We start from the raw sequence: 26,169 nt of genomic DNA, 5'->3' as shown, positions 1-26,169 counted from the left end.
AGAAAAAGCGAGAGGAGCTATCGCAATGATTCAGTTAATCGTATCCATTATGCTTTATTTGGTTATATTTTTTGGAATAGCTTTTATTCTGAATATGCTTTTAAGGCAAACATGGCTTATGTCATTTCTTTACCCATTTGTTGTAATCATAATCGTTGATAATATCTCCACACTGGAATATTTTACAAATACTGGAGAATCTTTCAATCAATTGGGAGCAAAAATCACTAGTTTAGAAGTTGCAGACGTCCTTATTTTAGCTTCTGGTCTAATTGGAACGATTGTTTCTGGTATCGTCATTAAATTTTTGAGGAAGAGCGGATATCAAATGTTTTAATGATTGATGAATAAAATTTTAATAGATTGGAAATGATGACATCCAAGAGGTGTTATTTATGAAAATCAAAAATTTTATTTGGCATGTCGGAATGCTGACGCTGATTATGGTTCTATTTTTTCAGGCAGCCACATCCGTCCAGAACGTGGAATGGAGCGAAAGAAAGGCTGCAGCAGCAAGTGTTCAGCTTGATAAACTAACCGCTAAGGAAACACCGGAGTACAGACAAAGCGCATTAAAAGCAAAGGGCTTGAATATTGCCAAGACAAAGCAAAAGTACATTTCAAGCGACGAGATAGATGGACCTAAAACAATTGAAGAAGCAATCGATTTCCAGCAGTTTCCAACGGCAACCGTTTCAGCTACAGGATATACAGCCGGAGTGGAATCGACCGGCAAAACAGCTGATCATCCGGAATATGGCATCACATATTCAGGTGTGAAGGTGAAACGAGACTTGTATTCTACTATTGCAGCAGACTTGGACGTCTTTCCAATTGGAACGATCCTGTGGGTGCCTGGATATGGTTATGGTGTGGTTGCAGACAAGGGCAGTGCCATCAATGGCAATAAACTTGATTTATATTACCCTACAGTTGATGATGTCTATGCGAAATGGGGGAAAAAAGAGCTCGAGGTCTATATCGTGGAAATGGGCGATGGAACCCTGTCGGAAGAACAATTAATGCAACTGAATGAAAATGAAGCACTGCAGGTATTCAGACAGCAAATCAATGAAAGCTAAAATCCAGAACAGTGAAGAAAAAATGGCTCCCAGAGATGGGGGCCATTTTTTAATGGAATAGCGGAAAGAGCAGAAAAGCTATAAGAACACCTGTCAATCCGCCAAAAAACACTTCGATTGGCTGATGGCCGAGCAATTCTTTCAATTCCTGGCGTTTCTCATATTCTTCCTTTTTATTCCATCCCTTCGCACTTTCAGTGAAAAATTGAAAGTCCTTGATGAGGCGGTTCAGAACGGCAGCATGTTCCCCGGCCTGTCTTCGTACTCCAGATGCATCAAACATCGTAATGACACTGAAAATACATGCTAATGCAAAGACACTTGATGTAACACCTTCGACAATTCCAATGGCAGTTGCTAATGCTGTTACAGCAGCAGAATGACTGCTTGGCATGCCTCCAGTACTGAAGGCTAGGCCAGGTTGAAATTCTCTGGTAAATAGCAACTTGATGGGAATCTTAACTACCTGTGCAAATATAATTGCCGTTAATGCTGCCCACAAGGGGAAATTGGAAAACAAAGCCATAAGCAAAATACATCCTTCCTGCTGCTTCATCCTGATTGAATACCGTCTAAGCACGGTTTATCTCCATGTATTGGTGTTATTTTACCATACCACTATGGGGAGGTAAACGGATGTCTAAGACTGCTTGGAAATTTAAACTAAACTCCTGTATTTTTTAGTGTAGCAGGGATTCTTTTCACCAGTTTTACCATAAAAAACGCAGCACAGACCGATAATACAGCATCTTTTAGAATAAAGGGGACCATCCCTGCCCACGCAATCATATAAGTGACATCGAGTCCAAGCCATGTGTTCATGGCGAGATACATGTAGGATACCCCAATCAGATAATTGACAAACAAACCAATCATAGTCGTCCATGTATAGTAGGCGATTGACAGGGCAGGGCGGCTTTCGGTGAGCCATCCTACCACATATGCGACAAAAATAAAGGAAATGATGAATCCGCCGGTCGGGCTGATCAGGGCAAAGAATCCTCCCTTCATTCCAGCAAATACAGGTACACCTGCCGCACCAATAAGCATATAGACGATCATTGCAATGGCACCCAGCCTTTTGCCGAGCAGCATTCCTGCTAATACTGCAAAGAATGTTTGCAGTGAAACTGGTACGGTAGCTCCACCGATTGGAATAGTCAGAAAAGGAAACCAGACGGCAATATTTGCTCCAATGACCATAAGACATACAAATAATGCACCGTATGTTAAATCAATAGGTCGTAATTTCTTCATGTTCTCTTCCCCTTTTTATTTTGGCTGTTTTCTTATAGATTGTTGTTTTACATTAAAGATATAAACCGCGTTACTGATAGACGCAGGTGCATCTAGCGGGGGCTTAGCGTCTTCGCTTTTTCTGTAGACAAAAAAGCCAAAGTAAATTACCTCATTCTATGATGCTCTGTCAATTATTTATAGCAATTATAGTGTGGTATTCCCCACTCCGGAAATACACTGCGCTTTCCGCGGGCTCGCGCTAAGCCAGGGTACGACTTGCGTTTACTTCCTTGTTCCCTTGCACCGAGGAAGCCTGCTTCGAAGCGTTGCTGGAAGACGTAGGTGCATCTAGTGGGGTCTTAGCGTCTTCGCTTTCCCGCAGGACAAGGAAGGCTACGGCAGCTTAACACCGCACGCAGAAATTGCGAATGCAATTTCAAGGAGTCTCCGTGTATTTCCTCCGCTATGATTTGGTTTTCTGAGTCAAATAACTGATATTCATTATTAAGCTGATTGATTGTAGTGCAGGGACAGTCGACTCCAGCGGGAAAAGCAACAGCTGAAGATCCCGCAGGAAGTGGGTTTCTTCCGAGGAAGCTGAAGCGTTGCCCGCGGAAAGCGACTGCCCGGAACGGAAATCGACCGGAGCAGTTATCGGGTTTACTGAGTGCTTTCTTTATAGAATAAATCCATAAAAAATTTGAGATGGTTGGTAGAAGCCAAGAAGCTGAAGCGTTGCCCACGGAATTCAACTGCCCGGAGCGGAAATCTATCCTCTGCTGTTACATCGCAGTTTCCATCAAATGCAAAGTTCAGAATGCACAATACTTAAGAAAAAGCCTTTATTTTTGATAATAATCGGTTAGGGGAATAATGTCAACCTAATTTAAAAATAGGGTGACAATCAAAAGCAGACTGCCCAATTCTGGACAGTCTGCCGGCATAATTCATTATTTGATGATTGCTTCCAACGCGATTTCCATCATTTCGTTGAAAGTTGTCTGTCTTTCTTCAGCCGTAGTTTCTTCTCCGGTGATGACATGGTCAGATACGGTCAGCACAGATAATGCCTGGCGTCCGTATTTTGCAGCCAAGGTATAGAGTGCAGTTGATTCCATCTCGATTGCAAGCACTTGATATTTAGCGAGCAGTTCATTGACTTCCTTAGCATTGTCGCGGTAGAATGTATCACTTGTAAAGACATTCCCGACACGTAGACGAAGTCCTTTTTCTGTTCCGGCGTCATAGGCATTTTTAAGTAAATCGAAATTGGCAAGTGGTGCATAGTCCATGCCATTAAAAATCAATTGGTTCATTTTGGAGTCAGTTGTAGCTCCCTGTGCCAAAATCACATCGCGGACTTTGACATCTTTTTGAATGGCACCACAAGTACCAACCCGAATCAATTTTTTTACATCATAGCTTTGGATCAATTCATTAACATAAATGGAAATGGAAGGGACACCCATCCCAGTGCCTTGTACAGAGACACGTTCTCCTTTATATGTACCGGTGTAACCATACATTCCCCGTACTTCATTGTACAGCGTTGGATCCTCCAGAAAAGTTTCAGCAATATACTTTGCACGGAGAGGATCTCCCGGCAAGAGAATCTTGTCAGCAATTTCGCCTTGTTTAGCACCTATATGAACACTCATTGTACTTCCTCCTTGTTTCATCAAACGTAACTATTCAAAATAAAGTTACCACACCAACTGCCTAAAGACAACTATCCTCCTCGGCTAAGATTTCATGTTCTTACTGTTTACTAGGAATGTTTTGTATCACAGGAAAAAGCAGCAACGGCCGACTATCCCTTTAATCATCCGCTTTCCGCTCCGGTCGCTTTCGCATTCCTCAGAAGCAAGTCCGGCTTCTTATGGAATTTCAGTGCGAGCCCGCTGAAAGCACAGAGTATTTTCAGAGGTGGGTGAAGCTTATCATCAAATTTCATCAGTTTATAGATTTATCGCCGTATGTTCTATTTTCTTCGGCAAAAACAGTAATCTTTAAGAAAACAGTCATTTTTTAGAGATATTTGTTTCATAAATGATTGAAATTGTATATAATATACTTAGGTTTATGTGAACCAATTAACAGGAATGGTTTAAAGAATAAACAAATATAGCGAATAGATTTGGAAGGATGAGACAAAATGAAAGCACAAACATTTACGATTACAGCTGAAACTGGGGTTCATGCGAGACCTGCAACTTTGTTGGTTAACAAGGCTGGACAATATGATTCTGAGGTAGAGGTATCCTATAAAGGCAAAAAAGTGAACCTGAAATCAATCATGGGTGTTATGTCACTTGGAATTCCTAAAGGTGCTGAAATCGAAGTTATTGCTGAAGGTAATGACGAAGAAGAAGCATTGAACGGTATTGCAGAGGTCATCAAAGAACATTTAGGTGAATAATTTACGAAAGCTAGAGTTCATATTATGTTCTCTAGCTTTTTTATTTTTTGCGGCATCTTTACAGTTGATGCTGAAGTTTTAATAATACATTTGATAATACTGCTTTTCCAGACCATCCAATTTTTTCAGGGATGCTGCTCCAAATTCATTCTCCTCTGCTTCCAACTTTTGCCTGTAACTTGCGACTGCCTGCTTTAGGGAACTTCCATATGCTGGTATCTGTTCGTTAAACGAATGAACGGCAGCTTTTTTGACATTCATCTTTTCGTGGAATGCAAGGGCCTTACGCTGATGGAAAAAGACATCCTCCAGCTTGCCGTAATTGTGAAGATCACCCTGCAGCGGATGTTTAATAACGGCAAGTACTTCAATCAGATAATTCTGTCCGCGGTCCTCTTTAACTTCTCCGATATATGTGCCTGAATGATAATGTGCTTTTACAATTTCTCCAATTGCGGCTTCTGTCATAAATATCACTCCCCTTTGCTACATTGTGCCAAAAATTCAACAGATTGGCGAACTTTTTACGTTGCATCGGGAAATTTGCTATAATGGACATAGAAGGATGTGAAGCTATTATGATGCCATTTCTTTATTTTCCGGAAGATAAATCGGAATATATTCCAGCTGTGATAACACTTGCGATCTTTATGATTTTAGCTGTGATGGCTTTATATTTTATGATAAAAAAATCCAGAAAAGATGAACAGGATTTTAATCAGCAATACAATCAGCAATTAGATCAAGTCAACGACACAAATAAATCGAATCATTAAGCCGAGTCTCCTTATTTTTGTTAAAAGATAGGGAGGCTTTTTTGGTTAGTTTATCTCTTATTTGCAGATACTTAGAAAAAGAATGCAAAAGGAGCTGGCAATATGCGTTTTCTTATTTTTATTCTCATTTCCTTATTGGCAGCGTGTCAGCCGGACAGCCCAACAAGTCAAAAAGTGGAAATGTACAATGCCTCCGGCGATATGGTGGGAACAGCAACTTTGAATGAGCAGAATGACGGGGTAGGAATCGAACTTAAACTAGAGGGGCTTACACCTGGATTTCATGGGATACATGTACACGAATTTCCAAAATGTGAAGGACCTGATTTTACAAGTGCAGGCAATCACTTCAATCCGGAAGGGAAGGAGCATGGATTAATGCATCCGGATGGTCCCCATCTGGGAGATCTGCCTAATATCGAAGCAGATGCAGGTGGTCTTGCAAATGCAGAACTGATGCTTGCAGGCGCGACACTGCTCGACGGGAAAAATTCGCTTTTGAATGAGGAGGGCGTATCATTGGTTGTACATGAAGGACAGGATGATGGGGTCACTCAGCCAAGCGGGGAGTCGGGAGTAAGAATTCTCTGCGGAGAGATTAAAAAAGATAATGATAGCGGCACATCCGAAGAGTCGCCAACAGACCCAACAGAGTTTAATGAAGAACAGGAAGAAGAATAGGTGTCTGCAAGGCCATGCGCTAGCAGCCTAAATAAAAATGCAGCAGCCGAAGCTGCTGCATTTTAAATGGAATTTACCGCTTTTATGATACGGTTTACACCCTCTTCAAGTGTTGCGCGTGGGCAGGCAATATTAATTCGCATGAAATGCTCGCCTTCTTCTCCATAATCGACACCGGCATTTAGACCAACTCTGCCTTTTTCAATCATGAATTTTTTTAATTCCTTACTATCCATCTCCAGTGCACTGCAATCAATCCATAGTAAATAGGTTCCCTCTGCATGGATGACTTTAAGTTTGGTATTTTTTTCAAACATCTCCTTTACGTAGCTTGCATGGCTATCAAGTATTGTAACGAGTTCGTCAAGCCATGCTTCCCCATGCGTATAGGCTGCTTCAAGTGCTGTGTTGCCCATCGTATTTAACATATTATGGAATCCCTGCTTATTGAATATGTTGTCCAGTTTTTCCCGATTGTCCTTATTCGGTGTGATGACATACGATGCATCAAGCCCAGCCAGATTAAAGGTTTTAGAGGGAGCCATACACGTAATAGTCTGGTTCGCAATTTCCTCTGAAAGGGATGCTATTGGATAATGCTTCTGACCCGGAAATATAAGATCGCTGTGTATCTCATCGGATAAAATGATAACATTATATTTTAGGCAGAGTCTTGCTATTTCCAGCAGCTCTTCCTTTTTCCAAACCCTGCCGACAGGATTGTGCGGTGAACATAAAATAAAGGCCTTTACACCGGTTTTTAACTTCTCTTCAAAATCGTCAAAATCTATCATATAATAGTTGTCCACATTCTTGAGCGGATTCTTCACAACGATTCTGTCGTGTTCTGTAATAACATTGTAGAACGGATTATAGACAGGAGTTTGGATTAGTATCCTGTCACCTGGTTCGGTAAAAGCCTGTACAGCCATATGTAAGCTTGTTACGACACCTGGACTGTAGGAAAGCCATGTTTTATTTATGGACCATTGATGTCTTTTCTCAAGCCAATTAATAATGGAACCAGATACATCATCATCGATAACGGTATAACCATAGATACCATGCTCCGCACGTTTGATTAAGGCGTCATTTACTTCTTTCGGTGCTTTAAAATCCATGTCTGCAACCCACATTGGATGGACATCCTCAGACTGGAATATTTCCTTCAGCATATCCCATTTAACAGATCTTGTGTTTCTTCGATCAAAGATTTCTTCAAAGATACTCATCATCATCCTCCTCGTGTTCATTATTGCTATTATAGCGAAAATACATAAAAAAAAGCAAAGCGCTGATACGCTTTGCCTACAGGGGGAATACGAGAAAGTCTTACAATTATAGTATTACCCCGTCCGAAATAATATAAACAATCTTTTTTACTTTTTTAATAAATATGGAACTTTTTCATTTATTATTCCATACAAAGAGAATTATAAGAGAGATTTAGAATCAATTAACGTTATTACAAACGTTTTTCCAATTCTTCTTTTTCTTTTTCAAATCCAGGTTTTCCTAGCAATGCAAACATATTTTTCTTGTATGCTTCCACGCCTGGCTGGTCAAATGGATTGACTCCAAGCAAGTATCCGCTGATTGCACAAGCTTTTTCAAAGAAATAGACCATATATCCGAATGTATAGGCATCAAGTGCAGGTACTTCCACAATCAGATTTGGTACATCACCATCCGTGTGGGCAAGCATTGTACCCTGGAATGCTTTATCATTTATCTCGTGAATTGTTTTTCCGGCAAGATAGTTCAAGCCATCTGAATCATTTTCTTCAGCTTCCAATATCAATTCTTTTTTTGCACTGTTGACATGAAGCACTGTTTCAAAGATATTGCGACGGCCTTCCTGAATATATTGTCCCAATGAATGAAGATCTGTTGTGAAATTAGCGGAAGAAGGATAGATAGCTTTCTGATCTTTTCCTTCGCTTTCGCCGAATAACTGTTTCCACCATTCAGAGAAATATTGCAAGCTTGGCTCATAATTAATAAGCAGCTCGGTTACCTTCCCTTTGTTGTACAGAACATTTCTAACTGCAGCATATTGATATGCCGGATTTTTTTCTAGGGATGGCTCGGCAAAATCATTCATGGCATCTTTTGCACCTTGCATCATGTCATCAATCGAAATCCCGCTCACTGCAATTGGCAGCAGACCAACAGCGGTCAGGACGGAATAACGGCCGCCGACATCATCAGGAATGACAAATGTTTCATATCCTGCCTCATCTGCAGAGGTTTTTAATGCGCCTTTTGCCTTGTCGGTCGTTGCATAGATACGGCCTTTAGCTTCTTGGGCACCATATTTTTCTTCTAGGTATTTTTTAAAGATGCGGAAAGCTACAGCAGGTTCTGTTGTTGTTCCGCTTTTTGATATCACATTAATGGAAAAATCACGATTCTTCAGTATGTCAAAAAGCTCGCTGATATAAGTGGAACTTAAATGATGGCCGACAAAAATGATTTGCGGCACTTTGCGTTCCTCTTTAGATAGCAGGTTCTGGAATGAATGGTTAAGCATTTCAAGTGCTGCGCGTGCACCAAGATAGGAGCCGCCAATCCCGATTACAAGCAGGATATCGGAATCGCCTTTGATTTTTTCTGCACTCTTTTTGATTCGGGCATATTCTTCCTTATCATAGTTTTCCGGTAAATCAATCCAGCCAAGAAAATCATTGCCGGCACCCGTTTTTTCATGAAGCATATGATGAGCTGCTTCAACGAATGGGCTCAGGTTTTCGACTTCCTGTTTATTAAAAAATTTCAATGCTTTATCATATTTAAATGATACATGTGTCATGGTTATCCTCCTTGTAGCTGCAGTAATTATACAACTTTACTTTAAGCTATTGGAATTGTAATATCAAGAACAATGCTAGTTTCGGGGAAAATAGTTGATTTGGTGTTTGGGAAAAGGGAGGAAAAACAGAAAAAAAGAGGCCTACTCTGGTATGTCATTTCACCAGGTATGCCTCGTTCTTTTTACTTCTTTTCAGATTGGTCGATCCATTCTTGAAGCTTGTCTTTCAAAGTATTGAAACCAGCTGTATCATTTTCCTGTTTGAAAGCAGGTTGTGATTTTTTAGCTTTTGCTGCAGGTTTCTTCGGTGCTTCTTCTGTAGCGCGAATAGAAAGAGATACTTTATTTCTTGCATCATCAACATTCATCACTTTTACTTTAACGTCGTCTCCAACTGATAAATGTTCGTTGATATCTTTAACATATCCGTGTGTGATTTCTGAGATGTGAACCAAGCCTTGATTTTCTTCGTCTAATGCAACGAATGCTCCGTATGGCTGTATTCCTGTAACTTTTCCGTCTATTATTTGACCAGCTTCAAATTTGTTAGTCATGCTGAACAACTCCTATACCAATATTCGATTCTTTATACACAATATATTATTATAGCACAATAACTTTAATCTAGCTAGAAGTAAATTTACCATTTCGTTAATGATATAAGAATATCACCTTTTAATAGAAGGAAGTTTGCCTTTGGGTGGATATAATGCTCATTTTCACGAATGATTCCGATTAGCAGTCTGCCTTTAGCCAATAGATGATTTAATGCCGTCTGATACGTCTTATTCTCACATTCGACCGGAAGCGTAATATGTGAGAACTGCTGTTGGACCAGTATCTGAATCACATCTTCAAATGGTGTAGCGGATTTGCTGTGGGAGAGTTCATGAAAAAATAAACCGCTCATAAAGTCATTGGAACGGATGATTGTCGAGGCTCCTGCCCGCAAAGCATTTTCAATCTGAATGCGAGAGAGGATCTCTGCAATGATTGGTATATCTTTGTTATTGCCCCGTGCTGCAATTGTTGCGAGTATGGTGTAATTATCTGCCTGGCGTTCATTCTTGGCTATATCGGCGCTAATCAGGACACGGGCGGCATAAGCGATATTAGCTTTAGCCAAAACGCTGTCCTCGGTTGCATCTCCATGAATGAAATGGACCGGAAAATCAGTAAAACTTATATGCCGCAGCGTCCTATCAATTAGCACCATACGCATGCTGGGATACTTTTGTGCAACAATATCGATCAATTGCCTTGTTCTTTCATTCCAGCCGATGAAAATATAATGGTTGCTTCCCCGGAAAGGAAGTCTTCCATATTCAAGATCCTGCTCACGCTTTACCGTAGCTGCTGACAGAGATGTAATATAGAAGGCAAGCAGTCCTCCGCCAGACAATATCAGCAGAATGCCGACAATTCTTCCTGTGGGGGTCAATGGGACATAATCGCCATATCCAACTGTTGCCCCGGTCACAAAAGCCCACCAGATGCCATCGAATATAGATGGGAACTGAGCAGGTTCTGTTAAATGGATCAGTAGTCCGAAGAAACTCATGAGGAGGAAAATGGTAATCAACAGCTTAACAGCGGTTGGAAGACGGAAATAGATATGTTTCAGTAACCGAATGTACATAGCTTCACCTGTGTAATGGATTTTTCATTAGTATGTGCGAAAGTGGGGGAAAGGTATACAGAGTTGTGATTGCATACAAGCAGTAGCGGATCGGTTTTCTTCCCGAAATTTGATATCAGCGGTTGGAGTATACTCTTCCAATCGCTGAATTGGATTGTTATTGCAATACTTCCTTTAAGCTCCCGTAAACGTCTGACCAGAACTCGGTATGATCCCGATATGATTTAGTCATGAACAGATGGACTTCACTGGATTTTTCTTTGAAGTCTTCTGCATCCTGTGGAGGCAGTTTGCTGCGGGAGTGATCGACAAATTCCTGGACTCTGGCTGCACGTGGACCCCATTTGGCTGTTTCATTTCCGTTTTCGTCAATAAAAATAAAGATCGGAATGGAACGAGATTTACCGTTTGTTAGATATTGATCCATTAGTTCGAGATTCTGATCCCGTAAAAGCATTTTCACTTGAATATCAGCCGCTTCTGAAATCCTTAATAGAATGGGGATGTTCAGCATGGCATCTCCACACCAGTCTTCAGTGAGAACTATTGCCCTGAGATTTTGATTTCTAATTTTCTCGAAAAATGCTTCATCATTCGGAATGGTAAAGTTGTCATAAATATAGAGAAAATCCTCTTTATGCTTTTCCAATGACTCAATGTAAAGATCGGGAATCATACCTTTTTCAAACCATTCATTCAGATTCATATCAAAAACACTCCTCATTCCAGCAAGATAGAAAGCTTGTACTGAAAGTTTACCCATAATCTAGTAACGAGTAAACAAAACTGCTCTTCCATGCTATGATGGAGCTAAATAAGGAGGAAGTATCATGTCAAAAGTAAACCAGAACTTTTTAATGGAACTCTTGAAAACACCATCACCGTCAAGTATGGAAATGGAAATTCAAAAGAAGTGGATGAATTATGTGAAGGATTTTGCAGATGAAATCAGGACGGATAATGCAGGAAATGCTATTGGCATTTTGAATCCTGAAGCTCCATTTAAAATTTTGCTTGCAGGGCATTGTGATGAAATTGCGCTTGTCGTGAACCGAATTGATGAGAGTGGTTACCTGCACTTTGATAAAATGGGTGGAATTAATCCAAAAGCAGCAGTAGGCATGATGGTAACCGTGCTAGGGTACAGTAAAACAGTGACAGGGGTCATAGGAGTTAATGCACAGCATCATGGGGGACTAAAAAACGATTTTGGTTTGGAAGACCTCTTTATCGATTGTGGATATAAGTCAAAAGAAGAAGCAGTGCAAGATATACAAATCGGTGATTTATGTGTCTACAAAACGGAGCCGGAGATTCTTATGGACCGCTATGTCGCAGGACGCGGACTCGATAACAGAACCGGTGCATTTATAGTAGCGGAAGTTCTAAAACGCCTATCGGAAACAGACATCAATGTCGGTGTATATGCTGCCAGCACAGTTAATGAAGAGACCAATTTGGGTGGTGCGTACTTTGCAGCTGCAGGAATTGAACCAACCATGGCCATCGCCTGTGATGTGACTTTTGCCACAGACTATCCGGGAGTCAATAAAGATAAATACGGAGATATCACGCTTGAGGGTGGGCCGGTACTTGCAAAAGGAGCACCAATTAATATTAAGATCAATAAATTGCTGGAGCAAGCTGCCAAGAAGCTGAATATGGACGTTCAATATGAACTGACCCCAAGAATGACAGGAACAGATGCCGATAAAATGCGGCTGACAGGCAAGGGAGTGCCGGTTTCCCTCGTATCATTGCCATTACGTTATATGCATTCCCCAGTGGAAACAGCAAGTCTTGATGATATTGAAGAAGAAATTGAACTAATGGTAACAATGATTGCTGATATGACCGGAAAGGAGAGTTTAAATCCGCTCGAGGATTAGAAATAGGACCTGCAATTTCCCGTCCGGAGAATTGCAGGTATTTTTATGCAAAAAACACATCTAGTTAAAAAGATTCAGTGATACACAATCTAGTACATTAACCCCGCTTAATCATGGCTGCTGACTTGAATGGTTACGGTCAATAGTCCTGTTTTTCCTCTTTTCAGAAAACGATTCCCCCCAAAAAAAGATTTCATTAGTCATTTTGATGCATTTTTTCTTTTTCACTTCCGCAAAAGGAAGGTAAACAAGCCAGAAGACCTGATAAATCATGAAAAATGGCTATTTTGAGATTGAACACAATCCAGAAAAATTCCTACTTATCTATCAATTTAGAAAATTCGGATTTTATTCGACTCCGTTCGACATGAATACTCATTACACTCAACTATAATTGTTTTAACAACGAGATTCTACATACACACCGCAATTGCTCGAAAATCGACATGATTTTTTGAAAAGGAGGTTACGGTGTTTTTTGTATGCAAAGATGTCGTATTTTGAGCTTGTGAGGGAGCATGGTTTCAAAAATTGAGGGGAGGAAAAAAATTGAGACTGAAGAAAAAGCGCCAAGTAAAAGCCTTTAGTATTGCAGCATCATTTTTAATGACATTTTCTCTAATTACACCAGGGCTCACACTAGCTGAATCAAACAGTAAGGCAAGCTATTCTCTAAATGATTCCAATAAGGTTTCCGAAGTTAAACTTAGTGAGCGCCTGCTGACGAAATTTAAAGACGACAAAAAAGTTACTTTCCTTGTTAAATTTAAAGAATCAGCTGATGTAGAGAAGGCAGTCGCTGCAGCAAAGGAGAGTGCAAAAAAGTCTAGTCTTTCTGCACAGAAGACAGAACATATTCAGCGGTCTGCGGTTATTTCAGAACTGAAAGAAACAGCCTTGACATCACAGCAGGAGGTTAAGGCATACTTGGAGACAGAAATTGAAAAAGGGAATGCAGAAGCTCTCAAATCCTACCATATTGTCAATGGTATGGCAGTTACTGCGACAAAGGAAGTAGCAGAAAAGATAGCTACATTTGCCGATGTAGAAAAAATCCTTCCGAATGAAACGCGTGAACTCAATACGACAGTATCCAAAGACACAGAAGCTCCAAAATCCGATATCGCTAATGTGGAATGGAACGTTGATCGTGTTGGCGCACCTGGAGCTTGGGATATGGGATTTGATGGTTCAGGTGTCGTTGTAGCAAGTATTGATACCGGTGTTCAATATGATCACCCAGCACTTGCAGAAAAATATCGCGGGTATGATGCAGCTACAGGAGAAGTTGATCATACGTATAGCTGGTTTGATGCAACTGCGGGCGAAGGAACACCCTATGACGATCAAGGCCATGGAACGCATGTGACAGGAACAATGGTCGGCAGTGAGCCGGATGGAACGAACCAGGTTGGTGTTGCTCCCGGCGCAAAATGGATTGCTGTTAAAGCATTCACTGCAGCGGGCGGAACAGATGCTGATTTACTGGAAGCGGCTGAATGGATTCTGGCTCCAAACGGTGATGCTTCGATGGCTCCAGATGTTGTAAATAACTCATGGGGCGGCGGACCAGGTCTTGATGAATGGTATCGCGACGTTGTCATTGCATGGAGAGCGGCAGATATCTTCCCTGAATTTTCTGCCGGTAATACAGATCTATTTAACCCAGGAGGGCCTGGATCGATTGCTAACCCTGCAAACTATCCGGAATCTTTTGCAACCGGTGCGACAGATATCGATGATAACCTAGCATCCTTTTCTTTGGAGGGACCTTCACCATATGAGGGGGATATCAAGCCGGATATATCTGCTCCTGGCGTGAATATTCGTTCTTCCGTCCCAGGCGGCAATTATGAAGGGGGATGGAACGGCACGTCCATGGCAGGTCCTGCTGTTTCGGGTGTTGCTGCGCTACTGATTCAGGCAGATGCAAGCCTTTCGATTGAAGAATTGGAAGAAATCCTTACAACTACAGCACAGCCACTAACTGACAATGAATATCCGGAGTCTCCTAATATGGGATTCGGCTATGGTTTGGTTAATGCATATGATGCGATTTCATCCATTGTATCCGGTCTTGGAACATTGGAAGGGCAAGTGACAATGGAAGGGGAAGATACAGAAGCCCCTGTATTTGAACATGAGGCACCAGTGGAAACCTATGAAGGTATGAAACTTGACTTGACTATTCATGTAACTGACAATGTCAGTGTCGATACGGTAGAAGTAGTCTATGGCGATGGTGAAGTCATTGAAGCTGAACGTATAACAGGCGACTTTCTATCTGGTGAATATGCAGCAACGATTCCACGTGAGGCAATAACTGGAGACTCATTCAGCTACCATATTGTAGTCAATGACTTTGGCGGCAATGAAGTAAGCAGTGAGGATTATACGGTTGCTGTCCACCCGGGCATCACGACAGGATATTCAGTTGATTTTGAAACGAACCCGGCTGGATGGACTCTATTGGGAACAGATAATAACAGCTGGAACCATGGTATACCATCATCAGGACCTGGTGAAGCGGCCTCCGGTGAATATGTTTATGCTACAAACACCGAAGGAACATATGCGAATAATGAAGACTCAAGCCTTGTTATGCCTCCAATTGATTTACCTGAAGGAGAATCCTACCTGCAGTTTAATCAATGGTATAACATTGAAAATAACTGGGATTTCGGACATGTTTTTATATCAACGGACCAAGAGAATTGGACCCAGCTATTACGTTTAACCAATACTTCTGATGGATGGGAGCAAACGGAAGTTGACCTTTCAGAATATAGTGGAGAGCGTGTCTATATTGCTTTCAATCTTAATACGGATGGAAGTGTATTGAAGGATGGCTGGTATCTTGATGATGTAGCATTGTCAAATACATCATTAGGCTTAGAAGAGCCAGCGGCATCTTTGGGGATTATTGGCAATGGCAACAGTGCCAATGAAACTAAGAAGAAAGAAGAAAAGGTGAACCCAGATAAGCTGCAGCCTAGCATGGAGAAGGCCCAATCTGAATCAGCAGCTGACGATACTGGAGTTCATCCAATGCTGCTTCCGCTTGGTGCACAAGTCAGTGTACTTGAAAGCGGACGGTCGGTAAATACAAATCCTGCAGATGGAAGTTACACCTTCATGCATGCTGCCGGTGAATTTACAGTAATTGCTGAAGCATACGGCTACCATTCCGAGGAGCAAGCCGTAACAATTGAAAACGATGCTTCAACTAATGCCGATTTCACACTGGAAGAAATTGACCAGTATACCGTCTCAGGAACGATTACAGACGAAAATACGGGTGAAGCTGTTGAAGGAGCAACTATTCTATTGGTTGAAGATGCTAACATTGAACCTGTTGAAACAGATTCAGATGGCAATTTCTCCATGACAGTATATGAGGGAACGTACACATTGAAAGTTGTTGCACGAGGATATCATGGTACGGAAGCTGAAGTAGACCTGGCAGGCCAGGATGCTGAAGTTGATATTGCGCTTGAGCCATTCTACACTGTTCCTGGCGGAGAAATCGGATATGATGATGGAACCGCTGAAAATGCGCGTGCATTCTATGATGCAGGTAATGGCTGGGCAGTAAAAATGTCCTTACCTGAAGGAGAGGAATCAGCTGTTGTAACAGACGGTGTATTCCAATTCCACGGAACAGATTGGCCAACCCCAGGTGGAACTGAATTTGCAGTGGAAGTTTGGGATGCTTCTGGGCCAGATGGTACACCGGGCCAAAGACTTGCAGGTCCAATCGATGCCACTGCCATTAGAAGCTTGGATGAATGGACAGTTGTTGATCTAAGCGAACACGCCATTCAAGTAGATGGAGATTTCTATATGGTATACATTCAATCGGGGGCCAATCCAAATGTACCTGGTCTGGCAACAGATGAAAATGGACCAAATGCCGAGCGCAGCTATCAATATGTTGGTGGAGCTTGGTCACCAGCTCCGGCAATAGAAGGTAATTATATGATTCGGGCCCGTTTAGCATACGGAGTAGAGAATCCTGTCATTACATCACCTGCTGAGGATTTCATTACAAATGAAACAGAGTTGACAGTTGAAGGATCTGCTTCTCCAACAACTACCATTAAGTTAACGAACAATGGAGAAGAAGTTGATACAGCAGAAGTAGGTGACGACGGAACATTCGCCATACCAGCAGAACTCGCTGAAGGTGAGAATGAACTTCAGGCAGTGACGCTGATAGACGAAGCAGTGGTTGGTGAATCTGAATCAGTGACAGTTACACTCGATACAGAAGGACCTGAAATTACCATCGATTCACCAGAAGAAGGAGACAAAACAACACGCGAAACAGTCACCGTCGAAGGTACTGTTGAGGATGCAAACCTTGACTATGTCGAGGTAAATGGTCAAGAAGCCCCTGTAGAGGATGGAAGCTACTCAAAACGTATTTTGCTGGATGAGGGTGAAAATACAATTGAAGTGGCTGCAGCAGACTTGGCAGGAAATTCAACCACTGAATCGTTGACCATTGCGGCAGACTTCACAGCACCTGAGATTGCAAACGTAACACCTGCCGAAGATGTAAATCTGGAAACAGGTCAAAGTGTCAAGATTGAATTTGAAAGTGAACCAGGATTGAAGGCTTCCTTTATGGTCCATATGCCGCTTACAAATCTAAGAGTTTCCAATGCTACAGAACTTCCAATGATGGAAACATCCGACGGAACCTATGTAGGATATTGGACAGTACCAAGAAATACAGCAGCTGACGGCGCCGTAATTGAAGTAAAAGCCGTGGATGACTTCGGAAACGAAACCCGTGAACAAGCGGAAGGTAAATTATATATCGGAGACGAAGATGAAACCAGCTCAAAAGGAAAAGCTAAAGGGAAAAACAATGGAAAAGGGAATGGGGAAAATTAATTTCAACTCCTAAACCATTCAAAAGATGCAGTGGTGCTAAACCACTGCATCTTTTTGTGGGGGAAAATACGCGAAGGTGATTGCAGCCGGGAGAACACGGGCCGCGTAATTGTCGTTGGGAGCGCGGAGTTGTTGTTGGGAGCGCGGAATAACAGGGAGAACCGCGGAATTACCGCCAGAAGCGCGGAATAAAGGAAAGAATCGCGGAATAACAGGAAGAACCGCGGAATAACAGGGAGAAGCGCGGAATTACCGCCAGAAGCGCGGAATAATCGGAAGAAGCGCGGAATAATCGGAAGAAGCGCGGAATAATCGGAAGAAGCGCGGAATAATCGGAAGAAGCGTGGAATAATCGGAAGAAGCGCGGAATAATCGGAAGAAGCGCGGAATTACCGCCAGAACCGCGGAATAACCAGCAGAGCCGCGGAATAAAGAAGAGAATCGCGGAATAACAGGTAGAAGCGCGGAATAATCGGCAGAGCCGCGGAATAAAGGAGAGAACCGCGGAATAATCGCCGGAATCGCGGAATAACCGCCGGAAACGCGGAATAACAGGGAGAAGCACGGAATAATCGGCAGAAGCGCGGAATAAAGGAGAGAATCGCGGAATTACCGCCAGAACCGCGGAATAATCGGCAGAATCGCGGAATAACAGGAAGAACCGCGGAATAACCAGCCAACCCCAACCCCAACCTACTCAGTCTTATCTGAGATTTATCTCTTGCAATGAACAAAATATCTTGTATAATTGATTTTAACAATTAAATAATCGATTCCAATCTTCGGGGCAGGGTGAAATTCCCGACCGGCGGTGATAAGTGCATGATTGCTTAAAGTCCGCGAACTGCATAGCAGCTTGCTGTGCGGTTGACCTGGTGTGATTCCAGGACCGACAGTTACAGTCTGGATGGGAGAAGATGTCGACCTGATTTTGATGCGTATTTATTGGATGCATCATTATTTACCGATGAATTTATAACCCTAAAGCCCCTTTGCTTTAGGGTTTTTCTGATTTTTTTCGGTGAGTGCAGGGCCAGCAATCCTTCATGACGAGATCGGAATCGATGAGATGAAGGAGGAATATGATGATGCAAAATACAAGCAAGCAATCATCAGGTTTATTAAAACTTATTATTTTAGCTTTACTGGGGACGATTTCCCTCGTATTATTTTTCATAAACTTTCCGTTGCCGTTTTTACCTGCCTATTTGAAAATTGATTTCAGTGATGTTCCGGCATTGATGGCTGCGCTCATATTTTCGCCATTTGCAGGTGTTATAGTGGTTGGTGTCAAAAATATCCTTTATTTGGCAGTATCGGGTGCAGGAGATCCAATCGGTGTCTTGGCAAATTTTCTGGCTGGGGTTATGTTCGTTTTACCTGTTTCCGTTTTATATCACAAATTTAAAGGTGTAAAAAGTATTGTTACCGGATTGGTTGCCGGGACGATCATTATGGCAATTGGCATGAGTGTGCTGAATTATTTCTTTATCCTGCCTGCATATAGCTGGTTTATGGGCTGGGAAATGACTGACGCGGTTATTTGGACATCTGTATTTGTAGGTGTACTTCCATTTAATATTATTAAAGGAATTGTCGTTGCATTATTGTTTGTACCGATATTTATCAAAATGCGCAGCTGGATTGAGAAACAACAAGCTAGATTTATATAAGCTTTAGCTGAAAAGCTGACCGTCATCTGAAATTTCCCTGTGAGGATTTTCAGATGGAGGTTGGCTTTTTATTTTGGATTCAGGGAGCGGGAAAGTGGGCAAACGCCAGTAACTTACCAGTAATTTACCAGTAATTTAAAAGAGGTGGAATGAAATTATGCTGGAAAACAATGTCATAAGGCAGGCAAAATAAAATCACCCTTTGCATACAGCAAAGGGTGAACACTATTCTTCTTCACCGACCAAATTCTTAGCAGTAGGCATTACTTCAAGTCTTTCTTCCGGGATCGGTTTTCCGGATTTTTCACTGATGCCGTATGAACCATCTTCAATACGTGCGAGTGCATCTTTGATTTCCTGAAGCTGGTCCTGCCATACGAGTTCCAGTCCGGCGTCACGTTCCTGCTCGAATTGCTCGGTGCCCATGTCTGCAGGATGATTGTCGTAATCTGCGAGCTCTTGGACAGAATCATTTGGTCCGTTATTGTTGGTCGATTCTATTCTCTGTTCGGTTTCTTTCTTCAATTGTATAAGTTTTTCTTTAAAATAGGCTAGCTTTTCATTGCTAAGTTTGCTGCTCATCATTCCATCCTTCCTTTCTGTCCGGAGGTGGTAATTTAGCCTCAAGCTTAATCAAAGTTTATATCAGCTCTGCAATAAGCAGTGAAATACCTAATAGAAAACCATAAAAAGTATTTGTTTTTGCAGTTGCGGCCATGGCAGGCATCATTTCAATTGCTTCCGTTTTCCCACGGAACTTCTTCAACACTTCCCGTGCCTTTATAGCACTGATAAACGTAATGATTGACAAGATGGGCAAAATACCAAGAATAATCAAGATTGCGGTAAGACCGTATGCAATAATAAATAAAACTGCGAGCAAAGTTATCGAGCTTTCTCTGCCCATTAACACAGCAATTGTCTTTCTGCCGCCCAATTCATCCCCGTCGCGGTCGCGGATATTATTGGATAAATTGATACTGCCGATAAAAATCGTGATGGGAATCGAAATCCAAACCATAGCTGCTGTAAGGACACCTGTCTGGATAAAGTAAGTAATCCCGATAATTACCGTTCCCATCAATACACCGGAGAACAATTCTCCAAAAGGGGTATAGGAAATTGGAAGCGGCCCTCCAGTATATAAATAACCGAATGCCATACAAACTAAACCAATAGCAGCAATCCACCAGCTTGAAGCCATACAAATATAGATTCCCAGAATGACTGATATGCCATAGAAAGCAAAGGCCAGATTTCGGATTTTTTTTGGAGCTATTCCGTCCCTGACAATGGATCCGCCAATGCCGACTGATTCATCGGTATCCAATCCGCGGACAAAATCGTAATATTCATTAAACATATTCGTTGCAGCTTGAATGAGTATGGATGCAATTAACATTGCAAGAAATAACCACCAATTGATGGGGCCTTCATTAAAGGCGATCATCGTTCCGACAAAAACCGGAACAAAGGAGGCTGTTAATGTATGTGGCCTTAATAGTCGCCACCAAACGTGAAAACCCTCCCGTTCATTGAGTGCCTGTTTCATTGTTGAATTATCTTTCGACTGCATGTATCTGTATCCCCCTGGTTGATTTATTAGGCTTTTTGCAAGCATTGTTGATAATAATTAATCCTTGCAGTACTGGAAGCTAACAGGAATGCTATGGGATTGAAACCACAACCTGGCATTCGCGTATTTCTTCAGTATGGAGTAAGCGCATCATTTACTGTCTATATACTGTTTGTCAAACAACATTTTTTTGGAAAACAGCCCTTTTTAACTAACTATTAGTATTAAAATTGCACCTGACTAGGCTTGTTAATATCATATTAATTTTAGGGAAATAAAATGGGGGTGTCAATGCATTCTGAAAGAAGTCAATGTCTTTTTTATAGAAGTATGAAGGGATCCGCTTTAAATGCTGCTGTTGCTTCACAAATATTTCGTTTGTAAGGCTTCCGATTCTTATACTCCCATCGTCTATGGCATGAATCTCTAGCAGGGATTTTTGGAGGATTTTCAGCTGCTATTTTCAGAAGAGCAGCTGCCATCCACTACGCCGACCCACATAATTGAGTCGTGCAGGTTTCAATCCAGCAACAGTGATTTTTATTGAATCGAAAGGCTTTTCTTGAGAAACTGGCAAAAAGAGAATAAAATAAGATAGGACGTCTGTGACACATGATATGACGGAGGTTTATATAGATGATTGATTTGAAAGATAAACAAGTCGAAACAGTATTGGAAGAGGCAATAAAAGAGCTTCAAACCGATGATGAATGCAGACTTGTCAGTATAACAAAAAAAATAGATAAAGTGGATCCCCTGCATTTTTTTATGGCCGCAAAACAGCTTGGTGGTAACCGGACTTTCTGGACAGACTCCAAACAGAATCTCTGGCTTACTGGAGCTGGGAAGGCACATCAATTCAGTGCCGAAATAGACCGTTTCGAGGAGACGGAAAAGCAGTGGAATGCCGTATTGGATCAGGCGATCATTCATAATCCATTTACGGTTCCGGGAACGGGAATTGTTGCATTGGGCGGCATGTCGTTTGATCCAAAGAAGCAGCCGACGGAGTTGTGGAAGGAATTTAGGCCTAGCCAATTTACCATCCCTGCATTTTTATTGACTCGATATAAAAACGATCATTATCTGACAATAAATATTTACGTTAAAAAGAATGATCATGCAATACAGTTGGCGGACGAGCTTAAGTCAATTGAAGCAAAACTTCTTTTGGGCCGCGTAAATCATTCCGATTCATTAACCATCACCGATCAGTTGGAAGTGGAACCGGAAAAGTGGAAAAATAGTGTGCGCGAAGCAACAGAGGAAATCCGCAATGGAATAGTCGAGAAAATAGTATTGGCACGCGAAGTCCGTTTAAAATTCAATCGGCAGGCAGATATTGCAATTATTTTATCTAATCTAATAAACGCGCAGCCTAACAGCTTTATTTTCGCTTATGAAATTGGGGATAATTGCTTTGTAGGTGCATCCCCTGAAAGACTCGTAAAACTGGAAGGAAAACAGCTGCTATCAACTTGTCTTGCTGGCACTGCCCCACGCGGAAAAACGAAGGATGATGACATCAGGATCTGCAATGAGCTGATGAATGATGAAAAGAATCGCCAGGAACATGCTTTTGTAGTGACAATGATTAAGCGCGCCATTAAAGATTATTGTACAGAAGTGGATATCCCCGATGAACCAGTCATCTACCCACTGAAGAATCTGCAGCATTTATATACACCTGTGGAAGCTAAGTTGAAAGATGATCACAGTATCTTTGATATCATTAAGCAACTTCATCCAACGCCAGCGCTTGGCGGGACTCCCCGTAAGGAATCTTTGGCATTTATCCGTGACAATGAATTACTTGATCGCGGCTGGTATGGAGCACCCATTGGCTGGCTCGACAGCAATCAGAATGGTGAGTTTGCAGTAGCAATCCGCTCAGCACTCATCCAAGGGAATGAGGCTTCTCTTTTTGCGGGATGCGGGGTTGTAATGGATTCTGATCCGGAAAAAGAATATGAAGAGACAAAAATCAAGCTTCTCCCGATGTTAACTGTTTTAGGAGGCAAACAATAAATGGATCATATAGAGACATTGACCAGATATACGGCAAGCTTTGTAGATGAATTGATGAAAAGCGGGATTACCGATGTTGTTATTTCACCAGGGTCACGCTCAACTCCGCTTGCACTGACATTTACAGAACATCCATCAATCAAAGAATGGGTCATTATCGATGAACGTTCAGCGGCATTTTTTGCATTAGGACTAGCCAAACAATCAAACCGGCCTGTTGCTCTTGTTTGTACTTCCGGGACGGCAGCAGCAAATTATTTTCCAGCGATAGTGGAAGCGCACTATAGCAGGGTGCCACTGATTGTACTGACAGCAGACCGTCCGCATGAACTTCGGGATGTTGGTGCACCACAGGCAATTGAGCAATTTAAGCTGTATGGAGATTACACGAAGTGGTTTCATGAAATGGCCCTTCCTGAGGCATCCCCGCAAATGCTCAGCTATGCACGGAATAAGGCTGCAAGATCTGTCTATATGGCACAGGAAGGCAACCCTGGTCCGGTTCATCTTAATTTTCCTTTTAGAGAGCCTCTTACTCCGGACTTTTCATTAGAAGATATCTGGGGTGATAGGGAAACTTCCGAATCTCTTCAGACACAATCTGTCAATCCTGTTATGGACGGGAAAAAACGTTTGGCAGAGGAACAAATTAAGCAGCTCGCAGAAAAGTTCGGCAATGGTCGAAAAGGGCTGATTGTTTGCGGACCTCAAAATGATTCAAAGCTTGCCGCTGCAGTAACAGAGCTTGCTGGTAAACTGGGGATTCCCGTTCTGGCAGATCCTTTATCACAAGTCCGTACAGGCAGTCACCGTAAGGATCAGGTGATTGAAGGATATGATGCCTTTTTAAGGAATAAGCATGTCAGGGAGCAGCTTAGCCCCGATTACATTATTCGCTTTGGGGCCATGCCGGTATCGAAGGCTTATCTGTTTTACGTGAAGGAATCTAATACAGCAAAACAGTATGTGGTTGAAAATTATACTGGATACAGAGAACCTACCGGAAATGTTACGGAGTTTATTTTTGCTGATCCAGTATTGCTATGTCATGATTTGGCGGCAGCGTCAGGAGAAACAGCAACAGATACGGAATGGTTGAATAAGTGGCAGGAAATGAATCGAATTTCCAAAAAACATCTGATGGGCGGTATGGAAGCTGCCATTACAGAAGGAGAAGCTGTTAGGGGATTAAGTAAGGTTATCCCGGAACACAGTATACTTTATGTAGGCAATAGTATGGCAATCCGAGATGTGGACAGCTTTCTGATGACCACAGAGAAGCCTGTTTCCATACTGGCCAATCGTGGTGCAAACGGGATTGATGGCATGGTTTCGAGTGGTGCTGGAGCTGCGGCTGCAGGTAGACCGGTGACACTGCTGCTGGGCGATCTATCCTTTTTCCATGATATGAACGGTCTGCTCGCTGCGAAGCATTACAGCCTTAACATTACCATCTTGCTTGTAAACAATAATGGAGGAGGCATCTTTTCCTTCTTACCACAGGCAAATGACAAAAAGCATTTTGAAGCATTGTTCGGGACGCCGGTAAATATTGAATTTGAAAAAGCCATATCCATGTATGGCGGCACATATGCCTTGGCCAAAACAGAAGAACAGTTGGAAGAACACCTTCAAACGGGTTATCAGCATGAAGGACTATCGGTCATTGAAGTGAAAACAGACCGGGCAGAAAACGTGGACTGGCATCGTCAAAAATGGTATGAAATAGAGCAGGAAATCCTGCAGGAAAAGGACTGATCATTTTGTATTTTTCCAAAGGCGATGCAACCTATTGGTACGAAATACATGGACACGGAATTCCAGTGGTACTGCTGCATGGTTTTACAGGCAGCACGGCCACATGGCAGGATTTGGTGGATGAATGGGATTCAGACTATCAGCTTATTACGGTAGATTTGCCAGGACATGGAAAGACCCGGACACCATCACTTGCGACAATGGATGATTGCTGTAATGATCTGGATAAATTATTTCAGTATCTCGAACTGAAGTCTTTTCATATGGTCGGTTACTCCATGGGTGGGCGGACAGCATTATCGTTTGTAAGGCTTTACCCGGACCATATCCTTTCATTGACGCTAGAGAGTGCATCGCCAGGACTTGCCTTGGAGGAAGAACGAGTGCAGCGGATTGAGAAAGATGAACACCTTGCAACACGCCTAGAAAGGGATGGTATCGAATCCTTTGTAGATTTCTGGGAGGATATTCCCTTGTTTGATTCACAAAGAAGGCTGCCGTTAAACGTTCAGGAAAAAATTCGCCAAGAAAGGCTATCTCAATCTCCCCAAGGATTGGCACAGTCACTTAGAACAATGGGAACCGGCAGACAGCCTTCATGCTGGGAAGTGCTCTCAACTATCGATAAACCGGTCCTTCTAATAGTCGGTGAATTTGATTCCAAGTTTATCCACATCAACAAAAAGATGCAAAATGAACTAATATCAGGTAATCTGATAATATGTGAGGATGCAGGACATGCAATTCACGTGGAAAAGCCTGCAGTATTTGGTAAGATAGTTAGTGGGTTTATTGAGGCTAACAAGGCTTAGATAAATGGATGCAATTACATAATTATGTATATGGAGGGATTTTATATGACTGTAGAATGGCAAAACGCCAAGAACTATGAAGAAATAATTTATGAAAAATATAACGGAGTCGCAAAAGTAACGATTAACCGGCCAGAAAAAAGAAATGCTTTTACCCCACGGACTGTTCAGGAAATGATCGATGCATTTGCGGATGCACGCGATGACTCTTCAATCGGCGTGATTGTACTTGCAGGTGCTGGAGATAAAGCATTCTGTTCCGGTGGAGACCAATCCGTACGGGGACATGGTGGATATGTGGGATCTGACAGTATTCCACGCTTGAATGTACTTGATTTACAAAGCCTGATCCGCAAGATTCCTAAACCAGTCATTGCGATGGTTTCCGGTTATGCAATCGGTGGCGGACATGTGCTGCATGTTGTATGTGACTTAACAATAGCGGCAGACAATGCCATCTTCGGACAGACCGGACCAAAGGTTGGAAGCTTTGATGCTGGTTATGGTGCAGGGTATCTTGCACGCATGGTCGGACATAAACGAGCTCGTGAAATCTGGTATTTATGTCGTCAATATAATGCTGATGAGGCATATGAAATGGGCATGGTCAATAAGGTAGTTCCCCTTGACCAATTAGAGGACGAAACCTTGCAATGGTGTAGTGAAATACTGGAAAAATCCCCAACTGCTCTCCGCTTCCTGAAAGCATCGTTTAATGCGGATACAGATGGACTTGCTGGTCTCCAGCAGCTTGGCGGAGATGCAACTTTGCTTTACTATACAACGGAAGAAGCAAAAGAAGGCCGAGACGCTTTTAAAGAAAAAAGAAAGCCGGACTTCAAGCAGTTTCCAAGATTCCCATGATCAATGAGTTATATCCAAA

Annotated in this window: 23 protein-coding genes and 1 riboswitch; of the genes, 12 read left to right on the top strand and 11 right to left on the bottom strand. The window is 42.2% G+C overall.

All coding sequences use genetic code 11. The annotated features are described in order from the left end of the window. Nucleotides 1–25 precede the first annotated feature (25 nt). On the top strand, nucleotides 26–337 hold the full coding sequence (locus tag OMHG_RS00505; RefSeq protein ID WP_010647326.1) for a YuiB family protein: 312 nt from the start codon (nucleotides 26–28) through the stop codon (nucleotides 335–337). 58 nt (nucleotides 338–395) lie between these two features. Then, nucleotides 396–1,082, top strand: coding sequence for a 3D domain-containing protein (locus tag OMHG_RS00500; RefSeq protein ID WP_010647325.1), 687 nt, complete (start codon nucleotides 396–398; stop codon nucleotides 1,080–1,082). 49 nt (nucleotides 1,083–1,131) lie between these two features. Here OMHG_RS00500 and OMHG_RS00495 read toward each other — a convergent pair whose 3' ends face one another. The 3 genes from OMHG_RS00495 to deoD all read right to left on the bottom strand — a co-directional run bounded on the left by OMHG_RS00495 (nucleotide 1,132) and on the right by deoD (nucleotide 3,979). Beyond that, nucleotides 1,132–1,608 carry a divergent PAP2 family protein gene (locus OMHG_RS00495; protein WP_010647324.1) on the bottom strand — a complete coding sequence of 159 codons (477 nt, stop codon included), beginning with the start codon at nucleotides 1,606–1,608 and terminating at the stop codon, nucleotides 1,132–1,134. A 137-nt stretch (nucleotides 1,609–1,745) separates the two neighbouring features. Then, nucleotides 1,746–2,339, bottom strand: coding sequence for a biotin transporter BioY (locus tag OMHG_RS00490; RefSeq protein ID WP_010647323.1), 594 nt, complete (start codon nucleotides 2,337–2,339; stop codon nucleotides 1,746–1,748). A gap of 932 nt (nucleotides 2,340–3,271) precedes the next feature. Then, complete coding sequence (gene deoD / locus OMHG_RS00485; RefSeq protein WP_010647322.1) at nucleotides 3,272–3,979, bottom strand: purine-nucleoside phosphorylase; 708 nt, start codon at nucleotides 3,977–3,979, stop codon at nucleotides 3,272–3,274. A 497-nt stretch (nucleotides 3,980–4,476) separates the two neighbouring features. Between deoD and OMHG_RS00480 the strand changes: the two genes are divergently transcribed. Continuing rightward, nucleotides 4,477–4,740, top strand: a complete 264-nt coding sequence (locus OMHG_RS00480) for a phosphocarrier protein HPr (RefSeq protein ID WP_010647321.1) — start codon at nucleotides 4,477–4,479, stop codon at nucleotides 4,738–4,740. 78 nt (nucleotides 4,741–4,818) lie between these two features. Here the strand turns inward: OMHG_RS00480 and kapB are convergent, their stop codons facing one another. Continuing rightward, the gene (gene kapB, locus OMHG_RS00475; RefSeq protein WP_010647320.1) at nucleotides 4,819–5,208 is read right to left on the bottom strand and encodes a kinase-associated lipoprotein KapB; all 390 of its coding nucleotides are present in this window, start codon (nucleotides 5,206–5,208) and stop codon (nucleotides 4,819–4,821) included. A gap of 83 nt (nucleotides 5,209–5,291) precedes the next feature. Here kapB and OMHG_RS00470 point away from each other — a divergent pair, with 83 nt between their 5' ends. Both OMHG_RS00470 and OMHG_RS00465 read left to right on the top strand, forming a co-directional pair. Then, entirely contained in the window at nucleotides 5,292–5,516 is a 225-nt protein-coding gene (locus OMHG_RS00470; protein ID WP_237566120.1) for a hypothetical protein, read from the top strand. Nucleotides 5,517–5,618: 102 nt separating this feature from the next. Then, on the top strand, nucleotides 5,619–6,197 hold the full coding sequence (locus tag OMHG_RS00465; RefSeq protein ID WP_010647317.1) for a superoxide dismutase family protein: 579 nt from the start codon (nucleotides 5,619–5,621) through the stop codon (nucleotides 6,195–6,197). A gap of 62 nt (nucleotides 6,198–6,259) precedes the next feature. Here OMHG_RS00465 and OMHG_RS00460 read toward each other — a convergent pair whose 3' ends face one another. The 5 genes from OMHG_RS00460 to OMHG_RS00440 form a co-directional block, all read right to left on the bottom strand. Next, nucleotides 6,260–7,429, bottom strand: coding sequence for a MalY/PatB family protein (locus OMHG_RS00460; protein ID WP_010647315.1), 1,170 nt, complete (start codon nucleotides 7,427–7,429; stop codon nucleotides 6,260–6,262). Nucleotides 7,430–7,662: 233 nt separating this feature from the next. Further along, nucleotides 7,663–9,009, bottom strand: coding sequence for a glucose-6-phosphate isomerase (locus tag OMHG_RS00455; RefSeq protein WP_010647313.1), 1,347 nt, complete (start codon nucleotides 9,007–9,009; stop codon nucleotides 7,663–7,665). 182 nt (nucleotides 9,010–9,191) lie between these two features. Beyond that, nucleotides 9,192–9,563: a S1 domain-containing post-transcriptional regulator GSP13 gene (gene yugI, locus OMHG_RS00450; protein ID WP_010647310.1), complete on the bottom strand. Its 372-nt coding sequence runs from the start codon at nucleotides 9,561–9,563 to the stop codon at nucleotides 9,192–9,194. Between the two features lie 86 nt (nucleotides 9,564–9,649). Beyond that, nucleotides 9,650–10,648, bottom strand: a complete 999-nt coding sequence (locus OMHG_RS00445; protein WP_010647308.1) for a potassium channel family protein — start codon at nucleotides 10,646–10,648, stop codon at nucleotides 9,650–9,652. Nucleotides 10,649–10,805: 157 nt separating this feature from the next. Further along, nucleotides 10,806–11,354, bottom strand: a complete 549-nt coding sequence (locus tag OMHG_RS00440) for a thioredoxin family protein (protein WP_010647306.1) — start codon at nucleotides 11,352–11,354, stop codon at nucleotides 10,806–10,808. A gap of 124 nt (nucleotides 11,355–11,478) precedes the next feature. On the opposite strand from OMHG_RS00440, the gene OMHG_RS00435 reads away from it, so the two are divergent. The 3 genes from OMHG_RS00435 (at nucleotide 11,479) to OMHG_RS00425 (ending at nucleotide 19,112) form a co-directional block, all read left to right on the top strand. Further along, nucleotides 11,479–12,537 carry a M20/M25/M40 family metallo-hydrolase gene (locus OMHG_RS00435; protein WP_010647302.1) on the top strand — a complete coding sequence of 353 codons (1,059 nt, stop codon included), beginning with the start codon at nucleotides 11,479–11,481 and terminating at the stop codon, nucleotides 12,535–12,537. Nucleotides 12,538–13,086: 549 nt separating this feature from the next. Beyond that, nucleotides 13,087–17,439: a S8 family serine peptidase gene (locus OMHG_RS00430; protein WP_010647301.1), complete on the top strand. Its 4,353-nt coding sequence runs from the start codon at nucleotides 13,087–13,089 to the stop codon at nucleotides 17,437–17,439. 774 nt (nucleotides 17,440–18,213) lie between these two features. Next, nucleotides 18,214–18,362, top strand: a riboswitch (FMN riboswitch). 165 nt (nucleotides 18,363–18,527) lie between these two features. Further along, a complete protein-coding gene (locus OMHG_RS00425; protein WP_010647299.1) occupies nucleotides 18,528–19,112 on the top strand; it encodes an ECF transporter S component in 585 nt (194 codons plus the stop codon). 225 nt (nucleotides 19,113–19,337) lie between these two features. Here the strand turns inward: OMHG_RS00425 and OMHG_RS00420 are convergent, their stop codons facing one another. Further along, the gene (locus OMHG_RS00420) at nucleotides 19,338–19,694 is read right to left on the bottom strand and encodes a TraR/DksA C4-type zinc finger protein (RefSeq protein ID WP_010647298.1); all 357 of its coding nucleotides are present in this window, start codon (nucleotides 19,692–19,694) and stop codon (nucleotides 19,338–19,340) included. 58 nt (nucleotides 19,695–19,752) lie between these two features. Continuing rightward, on the bottom strand, nucleotides 19,753–20,688 hold the full coding sequence (locus tag OMHG_RS00415) for a 1,4-dihydroxy-2-naphthoate polyprenyltransferase (RefSeq protein WP_010647296.1): 936 nt from the start codon (nucleotides 20,686–20,688) through the stop codon (nucleotides 19,753–19,755). A 636-nt stretch (nucleotides 20,689–21,324) separates the two neighbouring features. On the opposite strand from OMHG_RS00415, the gene OMHG_RS00410 reads away from it, so the two are divergent. From OMHG_RS00410 to menB, 4 genes are read left to right on the top strand one after another with little or no spacing between them, the layout of a single operon-like run. After that, entirely contained in the window at nucleotides 21,325–22,716 is a 1,392-nt protein-coding gene (locus tag OMHG_RS00410; protein ID WP_010647294.1) for an isochorismate synthase, read from the top strand. Further along, complete coding sequence (menD, locus tag OMHG_RS00405; protein WP_010647292.1) at nucleotides 22,717–24,474, top strand: 2-succinyl-5-enolpyruvyl-6-hydroxy-3-cyclohexene-1-carboxylic-acid synthase; 1,758 nt, start codon at nucleotides 22,717–22,719, stop codon at nucleotides 24,472–24,474. A 5-nt stretch (nucleotides 24,475–24,479) separates the two neighbouring features. Next, nucleotides 24,480–25,286, top strand: coding sequence for a 2-succinyl-6-hydroxy-2,4-cyclohexadiene-1-carboxylate synthase (menH, locus tag OMHG_RS00400; protein WP_010647289.1), 807 nt, complete (start codon nucleotides 24,480–24,482; stop codon nucleotides 25,284–25,286). A gap of 45 nt (nucleotides 25,287–25,331) precedes the next feature. Beyond that, entirely contained in the window at nucleotides 25,332–26,150 is an 819-nt protein-coding gene (gene menB, locus OMHG_RS00395) for a 1,4-dihydroxy-2-naphthoyl-CoA synthase (protein ID WP_010647287.1), read from the top strand. Nucleotides 26,151–26,169 lie beyond the last annotated feature (19 nt).

The sequence above is a fragment of the Oceanobacillus massiliensis str. N'diop genome, assembly GCF_000285495.1.
Classification (GTDB): domain Bacteria; phylum Bacillota; class Bacilli; order Bacillales; family Amphibacillaceae; genus Oceanobacillus; species Oceanobacillus massiliensis.
This window is presented reverse-complemented; position numbering and strand designations above follow the sequence as displayed.

Coding starts and splice junctions, on each gene's coding strand:
- deoD (WP_010647322.1), bottom strand. CDS start 3,979: ATGAGTGTTCATATAGGTGCTAAACAAGGCGAAATTGCTGACAAGATT.
- OMHG_RS00410 (WP_010647294.1), top strand. CDS start 21,325: ATGATTGATTTGAAAGATAAACAAGTCGAAACAGTATTGGAAGAGGCA.
- OMHG_RS00425 (WP_010647299.1), top strand. CDS start 18,528: ATGCAAAATACAAGCAAGCAATCATCAGGTTTATTAAAACTTATTATT.
- OMHG_RS00435 (WP_010647302.1), top strand. CDS start 11,479: ATGTCAAAAGTAAACCAGAACTTTTTAATGGAACTCTTGAAAACACCA.
- kapB (WP_010647320.1), bottom strand. CDS start 5,208: ATGACAGAAGCCGCAATTGGAGAAATTGTAAAAGCACATTATCATTCA.
- menB (WP_010647287.1), top strand. CDS start 25,332: ATGACTGTAGAATGGCAAAACGCCAAGAACTATGAAGAAATAATTTAT.
- menD (WP_010647292.1), top strand. CDS start 22,717: ATGGATCATATAGAGACATTGACCAGATATACGGCAAGCTTTGTAGAT.
- OMHG_RS00440 (WP_010647306.1), bottom strand. CDS start 11,354: ATGAATCTGAATGAATGGTTTGAAAAAGGTATGATTCCCGATCTTTAC.
- OMHG_RS00470 (WP_237566120.1), top strand. CDS start 5,292: ATGGACATAGAAGGATGTGAAGCTATTATGATGCCATTTCTTTATTTT.
- OMHG_RS00455 (WP_010647313.1), bottom strand. CDS start 9,009: ATGACACATGTATCATTTAAATATGATAAAGCATTGAAATTTTTTAAT.
- OMHG_RS00420 (WP_010647298.1), bottom strand. CDS start 19,694: ATGAGCAGCAAACTTAGCAATGAAAAGCTAGCCTATTTTAAAGAAAAA.
- OMHG_RS00445 (WP_010647308.1), bottom strand. CDS start 10,648: ATGTACATTCGGTTACTGAAACATATCTATTTCCGTCTTCCAACCGCT.
- OMHG_RS00495 (WP_010647324.1), bottom strand. CDS start 1,608: ATGGCTTTGTTTTCCAATTTCCCCTTGTGGGCAGCATTAACGGCAATT.
- OMHG_RS00465 (WP_010647317.1), top strand. CDS start 5,619: ATGCGTTTTCTTATTTTTATTCTCATTTCCTTATTGGCAGCGTGTCAG.
- OMHG_RS00415 (WP_010647296.1), bottom strand. CDS start 20,688: ATGCAGTCGAAAGATAATTCAACAATGAAACAGGCACTCAATGAACGG.
- yugI (WP_010647310.1), bottom strand. CDS start 9,563: ATGACTAACAAATTTGAAGCTGGTCAAATAATAGACGGAAAAGTTACA.
- OMHG_RS00480 (WP_010647321.1), top strand. CDS start 4,477: ATGAAAGCACAAACATTTACGATTACAGCTGAAACTGGGGTTCATGCG.
- OMHG_RS00505 (WP_010647326.1), top strand. CDS start 26: ATGATTCAGTTAATCGTATCCATTATGCTTTATTTGGTTATATTTTTT.
- OMHG_RS00500 (WP_010647325.1), top strand. CDS start 396: ATGAAAATCAAAAATTTTATTTGGCATGTCGGAATGCTGACGCTGATT.
- OMHG_RS00490 (WP_010647323.1), bottom strand. CDS start 2,339: ATGAAGAAATTACGACCTATTGATTTAACATACGGTGCATTATTTGTA.
- OMHG_RS00460 (WP_010647315.1), bottom strand. CDS start 7,429: ATGAGTATCTTTGAAGAAATCTTTGATCGAAGAAACACAAGATCTGTT.